4 protein-coding genes are annotated in these 4,024 nt (G+C 76.5%); all 4 read right to left on the bottom strand.

Features of this window, described 5'->3' with window-relative positions; translation table 11 throughout:
• Positions 1–105: 105 nt before the first annotated feature.
• Positions 106–1,323: a HAMP domain-containing sensor histidine kinase gene (locus tag AB0O82_RS38515; protein ID WP_363589696.1), complete on the bottom strand. Its 1,218-nt coding sequence runs from the start codon at positions 1,321–1,323 to the stop codon at positions 106–108.
• Positions 1,320–2,120 (bottom strand): response regulator transcription factor, encoded by an 801-nt coding sequence (locus AB0O82_RS38520; RefSeq protein ID WP_363589697.1) that lies wholly within the window; start codon positions 2,118–2,120, stop codon positions 1,320–1,322. Before AB0O82_RS38520 ends, AB0O82_RS38515 begins: the two co-directional genes overlap by 4 nt.
• Entirely contained in the window at positions 2,117–3,001 is an 885-nt protein-coding gene (locus tag AB0O82_RS38525) for a hypothetical protein (protein ID WP_363589698.1), read from the bottom strand. Before AB0O82_RS38525 ends, AB0O82_RS38520 begins: the two co-directional genes overlap by 4 nt.
• Positions 3,002–3,176: 175 nt before the next feature.
• Positions 3,177–4,024: class F sortase (locus AB0O82_RS38530; protein WP_363589699.1), on the bottom strand; the 848-nt coding region annotated here is incomplete at its 5' end.

Below are 4,024 nucleotides of genomic sequence, written 5' to 3' on the forward strand. Positions count from 1 at the left end.
GCGGGCGGGGGCGGGGGGGCCCCCCCCGCCCGGGGCCGCCGTGGGGCAGCCGCTGCTCCAGCGGCTGCCACACGGCGGCCATGTCTCACGGCTGCGGTCGAGCGGTCAGGGGTGGGACGGGTCGTCGGGCAGGGTGAGGGTGGCGAGGGCGCCGCCGTCGGGGTGGTTGGTGAAGGTGAGGCCGGCGCCGATGACGCGGGCGTGGCCGGTGGCGATGGTGAGGCCGAGGCCGTGGCCGCGTCCGCGTTCGGGGGCGTTGGTGCGGAAGCGCTGGGGGCCGCGGGCGAGGAGGTCGTCGGGGTAGCCGGGGCCGTGGTCGCGGACGGTGATCCGGTGGCCGTCGACGTGCAGCCGGATCGGCGCGGTGCCGTGCCGGTGGGCGTTGATCAGCAGGTTGCCGAGGATGCGGTCGAGGCGGCGCAGGTCGGTGCGGACCTGGCGGTCGGCGGCCACGTCCACGTCCACGTCGACCTCCAGGCCGGTGAGCGTGACGGTGCGGCGCACCGCCCGCTCCAGCGGGACGGGGGCGAAGTCCGGGATCTCGGCGTCGGCGTCGAGGCGGGAGACCTCCAACAGGTCCTCGACCAGCGAGCGCAGGGCCTGTACCCGGTTCTGGACGAGCTGGGTGGGGCGGCCGGGCGGGAGCAACTCGGCGGCGGTGACCAGGCCGGTGAGCGGGGTGCGCAGTTCGTGGGCGACGTCCGCCGTGAAGCGCTGCTCGTCCTCCAGCCGCTGGTGCAGGGTGCGGGACATCAGGTCGACGGCGGCGGCGAGGTCGGCGACCTCGTCCTTCCCGTCGACGAGCTCGCCGATCCGGGTGTCCGTCCGGCCGGCGGCGATGCCCCGGGCGGCCGTCGCCGCGGTGCGCAGTCGGCGGCTGATCCGGTCGGCGACCAGGACGCCGGCCAGGACCGTGGTGAAGACGGCGGCGACGACGGTGATCAGGATGATCCGGTCGAGGTCGGCGATCGCCTGCCGGTCCTGGGTGAAGTCCACCCGCACGGAGAGCACCCCGGTCTGGACCGGTCGGGCCGCCCACATCGACTCGCCCTGCGGACCGCCGGCGAGCAGCGAGCCCTCGCGGCCGCCGGCCGCGAGCGTCCGCAGCCCCTCGGGCAGCGCCGGGTCGTCCAGGGCGAACCGGTCGGTGACCTCGCCGCGCTTGTAGGTGTCCACGGCCGAGCCGAGCGCGGCGAGCGCGGCGGCGCGGGCCTGGTCCACGTGCTGACGGATCATCGCCTGGTGGACCAGCAGGCCGACGGCCACCGCCACCAGGACGGCGATGGCGGCGACGGCGGTGGCGATCTGACGGCGCAGGGTCATGCCGGACGCCGCAGCTTGTAGCCGAACCCGCGGACGGTCTCGATCCGGCCGGAGCCGATCTTGGCGCGCAGCCGCTGCACGTGGACGTCCACCACCCGGGTGTCGGCGCCCCAGTCGTAGTCCCAGACGCGTTCCAGCAGGGTGGAGCGCTCCAGCACGATGCCGGGCGCGGCGGTGAACTCCAGCAGCAGCCGCAGCTCGGTGGGGGTGAGCGGGACGAGGTGGCCGTCGACGCGCACCTCCATGCTGTCGGTGTCCACCTGCATGCCGTCGAAGCTGCGCAGCGCGGGGGAGGGGGTGTCCGCGGGAACGGCGGTGGCGGGGACGGCGGTGGCGGGGACGGCAGCAGGCGCTGCGACGGGGACGGCGGGGTCCACCGGCTCCTCGGGCAGCGCGGGTTCGGCCGGGACCACCCGCACCCGGCGCAGCACGGTGCGGATCCGGGCGACCAGCACGGCGCTCTCGAAGGGCTTGACGACGTAGTCGTCCGCCCCGGCCTCCAGACCGGACACCACGTCGACCGGGTCGGTGCGCGCCGACATCATCAGGATCGGCAGCTGGCTCTCCTCCCGGATCCGGCGGCAGAGGCCGACCCCGTCGAGGAGCGGCAGCATGACGTCCAGCAGGAGGAGGTCGGGGCGCACGGCGTGGAAGGCCTCCAGACCCTCCAGGCCGTCGGCGGCCGTGGTGACCGGGAAGCCGTAGCGCTCCAGGGCCATCCGGGTGGCCTCCCGGATCACCTCGTCGTCCTCGACGAGCAGGATGTGCGGGTGGGCGGGCGCGGCTGGGGGGTTCATGGCTTCGCTTCCGAGGGAGCCGAGGACGGGCGGATGGGGACCGGGACGGCCGTCCTCGGGGAGGAGACGCCCGCGCCGGCGCCCGGCTCGGGTATGGCGGGCTTCGGTTGGGCGGATGCGTGGCCGTCGTGCGGGGAGACGGCGGGGCCGGCGCTGGGCGTGCTGGTGGGCGTCTGTGCACTGCCGTTCGCGGGTCCGCCGCCCGGGCCGGCGATCGGGCCGGTGTCCTCGACCTTCCGCTCCAGCAGGCCGAGCCGGACGCCGTCCCACTGGTAGTGGCTGCTGGTCCGGACGAACGCGCCGGTCGGCTCGTAGAGCCACAGGTCGGATCCCACGGTCGCGGCGCTGAACCCCTTCAGCACCTCGACCTGGAGGATGGGCAGCAGCCGGTCGTCGGCCAGCAGGTAGACGTGCAGGACCACGGGCCCGGGGGTGACGACGGCGACGACCAGTTCGTCCCGCCCGTCGCCGGTGAGGTCACGGAACTCGGGGCTGCGGACGTCGCAGGCGGGGCAGGAGTCCAGGGCGCGCCGCTCCTCCGGGCCCACCGTGGAGTCCTTGGCGAGGACGGTGCGGACGTCGACCGTCCTGATGTCGTGCCCGGGGACGGTCACGTCCGGGACGGGTTGCGGCGCGGCCTGCGTGGCGGCCCCGGCGCCGGTGGCGGGAGGGCGCGGCGGCGGGGAGGCCGCAAGGTCGGGCCAGAGCGGCTGGGCCACCAGCGGCGGTGCCACCGGCTGGGTGGCGCCGTGGTCCTGGAGCCCGCCGGGGGTGGCACGGCCGAGGGCCAGGGCCGCGAGCGTCACGAGGACGGCCAGGGCGGCGAGGGCCGCCACCGGCACGGCGACGGGCCGGCGGCGGGGTGGGGATGCTGCTGCCACGGTCGGTGCTCGTCCTCCTGGTCTGCGGCGATGCGCCGGTTCGTCCCCGCACCGGCTTCGGTGGTAGGTCGCGTGGACGGCGGTCGGTGGTTCCCGTCCCGCCGTCCCGGCCGCCGCGCCGGTTCGACAGTCGAAACGACCCGACGGCCGGGACGACCGGGGCGGCGCGGTGGCTTCAGCCGGTCGCGCCGCCCGGACCGGCCAGGTCCGCCAGGACGATGATGTTGTCCGTCCAGTGCCCGTCCGAGCCGATCCGCCCGCCGCAGGTGATGAGCCTGAGAGCGGGTTCGGGAGTGTCACCGTAGACCGTTTCGGTCGGGAAGCGGTCCTTGGCGGCCTGGAGCAGCGAGCGGACCTTGAAGTCCACGGTGCTGCCGTCCGCGCGCCGCACCTGGATCAGGTCGCCCGGCCGCAGCTTCGGCACGCCGTGGAAGACCGCCGGGCCGTGCGCGGTGTCGTAGTGCCCGATGAGGACGGCGGGGCCGGCCTCCCCGGGCGTCGGCCCGTTGCGGTACCAGCCGACCTCGTCGGCCCGGTCGGCGGCCGGCACCTCGACCGTCCCGTCGGGATTCAGCCCGAGGCCGGTCACGGGGGCGTCCACCCCGGCGGCCGGGACCAGCAGCCGGGTCGGCGCCGAGGCGGCGAACGGCTTCGGCGCGCCGGCCGGACTCCCGGTGCTCCCGGCCGTCCCGGTGGTTCCGGGGCCTCCCGAGGGCGCGGCCGCCGGGTTGTCGGTACTGCCGTGCACCGAGGGCTCGACCCGCACCACCGGGGTCTGCTGGCCGGACAACGCCACGGTGGTGCCCAGCACCAGGCAGGCCAGGCCCGCCGCGCCGAACGCCGTCCGGCGCAGTGTGCCCGGGCCGGGGGAGGCCTTGCGGCGCCGCCGGCTGCGGCCACCGCGCGGGCGGCCGTGGCGGGCCGGCTCGTCGGCGCCGGGCGTGCTGTCGGGCTGCCCGCCGCCCCCCCCGGGCCCCGGAACCCCCCGGCCCCCCCCGCCCCCGCCCCCCCCCGGCAAGAGAT

This window comes from Kitasatospora sp. NPDC088264, from assembly GCF_040685715.1.
Taxonomy (GTDB): domain Bacteria; phylum Actinomycetota; class Actinomycetes; order Streptomycetales; family Streptomycetaceae; genus Kitasatospora.